General features: G+C 47.2%; 2 protein-coding genes and 1 pseudogene. All 3 read right to left on the reverse strand.

The window, feature by feature from the left end:
• Window positions 1-65: 65 nt before the first annotated feature.
• On the reverse strand, window positions 66-497 hold the full coding sequence (locus tag E5329_RS32945) for a reverse transcriptase/maturase family protein (RefSeq protein WP_330572426.1): 432 nt from the start codon (window positions 495-497) through the stop codon (window positions 66-68).
• A complete protein-coding gene (locus E5329_RS32950; RefSeq protein ID WP_330572427.1) occupies window positions 481-888 on the reverse strand; it encodes a reverse transcriptase N-terminal domain-containing protein in 408 nt (135 codons plus the stop codon). The genes E5329_RS32945 and E5329_RS32950 overlap by 17 nt, the downstream gene beginning before the upstream one ends.
• A gap of 680 nt (window positions 889-1,568) precedes the next feature.
• Window positions 1,569-3,151, reverse strand: a pseudogene (locus E5329_RS28675) (recombinase family protein); the annotation flags it as partial.
• Window positions 3,152-3,366: the final 215 nt, after the last annotated feature.

Here is a 3,366-nt window from a genome sequence, read left to right on the forward strand (position 1 = left end):
TACCTAAAGGTTTCGCCTAAAGGCGAGGGTTTTAACCCCATTATACAGACAATAAAATCATCGGCCTAACGCACAAAGTTCACTTTCGGAAAGTATGCTTTTCCTTTCACTTTTGTTTTGTGGCGCTTCTTTTTAACCTGAATCTCCAAACCGTCTAAGACCATGTTACAGATAGTTGGCGAGATGGATAAACCCTGTGGGCTTCCCAAATCAGTCGGGAATAACTTCCCTGTTTCGATATACCCGCTTTTTAACCATTTCCGCAGAATGTCCTTATCTATTGGGATGTGGCTTAGAATCCACGCATGGCTGACATTGTCAAAACAGCCTTTGATGGCTCCTTCCAGCACCCATTTTGGCGATTTCCCTTTATTCAGACAGGTAAAACACTGCTCGACAGCGTCCTGCACACACCTTTTTGCCCGGAATCCATAGGAATTCGGGTCTGCTGTGATTTCTGCAATCGGCTCTAACGCAAATTTATATAGTGTCTGCATTGCCCTGTCCTTCATGCATGGAATGCTTAACGGGCGCATTTTTCCGTTTTTCTTCGGTATATACACCCTTTTTAGCGGCAGTGGCTTGCAGCCCCTGCGTTTCAAGCTGAGAATTGCTTCGTATTTCAGTTTTGGGGGTAGACCATAAAACTTTGTCTACGCCTGCTGTCTTTTTGCCTTTATTAATCGTTACTCTCCTTACGGCTAGAGCACGCCCATAAAAAGAGTGCGTGAGCAGCCACTGCAAGGATTTCACCCTGCCTGTCCTGCCCTGTTGATGAGCCTTTACGATACGCATTTGCAGTTTTTTAACATATGCTTCGGCTTTATTCCAGCTAATGGAGTCCCATGCCTTTGCAATGTCAGAAGTCGCACACGTTTTACCGTTCATTTGCCTTACTCCTTTCAAAAATTCTATAAACTCTCTCGTAATTAAGCGCCCTGCGGAATTCTGCCCCCCCTTTCGGGTGGGGCAAATCTTGAACCCCTGTCCGTCCTCATTACAAGGTCGGCATTCGCTTCTTCCGCAATCCTATACCCGCATTCCCAACGGCTTCCCTTACGGTCGGCTTGCCCATATGGGCAGGAATACGGGCTTGACACGTTCCGCTTAACCAACAATTATTTTGATAGTTTAGGTTCCATCTCTACTCCGGCAGTCATAACGTCCGTGTACTCCCAAGCGTGGAGAGGAGTAACCGACTGCACACCTTTTGGTTCAAGCCTGCCAGCTGCTTTGGCTTGTTCAGCCTTAACGAAGCTTGCGGTGATTCAATTAATTAACCATGCTATCCGTGAAAGCCTGCACCCTAACCGCCTTGCAGCTGGCAGTTTCATCCGCCCCTCACGGTTTGGATTCCAAGTAGGGTTACGTTTATATCCGCTTCCGAACAGCGCCATTACTGGCAGAGCCGGGGATAACTGCTTCATCCAACGGAATGGATGGTTTGGTCGGCATTGCCGCCAAACAGTTAAATTAAACGACTTCGTGTCGCACCCATGAGTAGCTGTCAAATGTCCCTTCCGTCACATACCGGAATATTTTTACCTTGTCATTCATGTTGCCCTGCCTTAAAATCCGACCTTCCTGCTGTTCAATGTCAGTCGGTCATTTTTTGCGTACAGTTCAATACATACCTGTCTTTTTCTCTCCCTGCTCCTGCGTTTGCACTCGTTTGATTTCTCCCTCTGTATCTTCTTGGCACAAGCAGGGCAATACTTTGATATGCCAGAGCCGGGGACATATTTAACGCCGCACACCGTACAGTGTTTAGCGGGCAACGCTGTCCACCGCTTCGTGGGCGTGATATGTAATTCACCGACAAAGCCGATGAATTTATAGTAAATCTTGATTTCCTGTCTAACCGTTCCGTCTGATGACTTCTCACGCTCCGAAACAAGTATCTTGTCTATCAAGGCGTTTACAACCGTTGCGTCCAGTTCCTTTAAGCCTTGATAGTTGCGGATAAGGGAGAGGAAGTCACGGATTCCCTGCGATTTCTCATAGCTTTCGTTGAGCGTTTCCGTTACTTCCCTCAACCGTGCTTCGATTTCAAGCTGTTCTTTCTGGTATTTCCCCGACATCAGCTCAAAATTCCGCTCGCTGATACGCTCCATGACCTTATCCTCATAGAGAGAGGAAAACAGCCTGTCAAGCTCCGCAAGGCGTTTGTTCAGCTTCTTTTGTTCTTTCTCCATTGCCTTTGCCTTGCTCTGGTCTGTTTCTGTGAGCCGCTTCTCAATCGCCCTCACCGCCCGCTCGTCATTCACCGCCATATCTGCAAAGCGGTTGTTGTCGGCAAGGACAGCGTTGAATAAGTCCCTCGCTTCAATGGCATGTGCGGTACACATGACGTTGCCGTACCTGCCATAATTATTACAGGTGTATTGTACGCAGTCGATGATGTCGGGGCGTTTCCTCCTGTTTGCGCTCATCGCCCGCAAAGCATAGCCGCAGTCCGCACACTTGATAACGCCTGAAAAAATATTCTCAAAGTCACCCTTATTTTTTTCCCGTCTGCGGCTCGTCATAAGCTGTTGGACAGTATCAAATTCTTCTTGTGTGACTATGCCCTCATGTGTGTCAGGTATCACTTCCCATTCTTCTGGCAGCTTGGACGGTCTTTTCTTGCTTTTCATATTGGCGGCAATCCGCTGTAGCCTGCAAGGTTTCCCGCATAGATAGGGCTTCTTAGAATACTTCTCACACTATTTTCGCTCCAAATATAACGGTCTTCCTCGTTATCCTCAAAGTATCTCTCATAGCCTGCCGCCCCCTGCTCCGCCGCATAAGCGGCAGGGCGTAAAACGTGCTGGCTGTTGATGTGCTTGCGGATTTTTCCAAGTCCGTTTCCCGCTAATGCAAGGTCAAATATCTCTCTTACAACGTGCGCCACCTTATCGTCAATCAGCAGATGGTTGTGGTCGGCAGGCTCTTTGATATACCCATAGGGCGCATACGTCCCCATGAATTTCCCCTGCTGAAACCTCGCTCGGTATGCCGATTTTATCTTAACTGATATGTCGGCGGCATACATTTCATTTAGGATATTGCGAAACGGCGTGATGTCCATCGCCGACTTATTGAGAGTGTCCACGCCGTCATTGACTGCAATATACCTCACATTATGCTCTGGGAAAAAGACTTCTGTATAATTCCATTAGAGAACACCTGAATCCGTGAGCCTAACCTCAAAACTATTTTGGAGAAAACTGTTTGATGAAAATAAAAACGCATTGTTTGTTTTTTGCAAAGCAATACCCAATAATCCTGCAAAAATGGCATGATTTGCAGGAGTTCCTTTATACAGAAACCCGCGGTTCAGATATTCTGTTGCCGGACGCCCTACAGGACAAAATCTTCAAAGGC

It is taken from the genome of Petralouisia muris (genome assembly GCF_004793545.1).
Classification (GTDB): domain Bacteria; phylum Bacillota; class Clostridia; order Lachnospirales; family Lachnospiraceae; genus Petralouisia; species Petralouisia muris.

What these genes read in the sequence shown, in the direction of transcription:
- E5329_RS32950 (WP_330572427.1), bottom strand. Translation starts at nt 888, where the DNA reads ATGAACGGTAAAACGTGTGCGACTTCTGACATTGCAAAGGCATGGGAC.
- E5329_RS32945 (WP_330572426.1), bottom strand. Translation starts at nt 497, where the DNA reads ATGCAGACACTATATAAATTTGCGTTAGAGCCGATTGCAGAAATCACA.